This window comes from Bacillus pretiosus (assembly GCF_051294775.1).
Classification (GTDB): Bacteria; Bacillota; Bacilli; order Bacillales; family Bacillaceae_G; genus Bacillus_A; species Bacillus_A wiedmannii.
Map to the genome: position 1 here is coordinate 1 of NZ_JBPPHF010000457.1, position 232 is coordinate 232.

The 232-nt window shown below is 37.1% G+C and carries 1 protein-coding gene; it reads right to left on the reverse strand.

Features of this window, described 5'->3' with window-relative positions; all coding sequences use genetic code 11:
- Positions 1-232: ABC transporter permease subunit (locus tag ACSG5Z_RS31715; RefSeq protein ID WP_435712936.1), on the reverse strand; the 232-nt coding region annotated here is incomplete at both ends.

A 232-nucleotide genomic window follows, 5' to 3' on the forward strand; every position in this document is an offset into this window, starting at 1 on the left:
ACTTCGATCATATTAGAGCGAACAAATCTTGTAATCACTGCGATTGGTCCTAACGCTAATGCAAAGGATGGCAATACCGTATGTTCAAATGTACCCCAAGAGGCTACTGGTAAGAGCTCGAATTGAATAGCAAATATTTGTATAAATAGTGGTGCTAAAATAAAACTCGGAATAGAAATACCGAGGATGGCAAGTAAACTTACAGCATAATAACTCTCTCTTATACACTTCT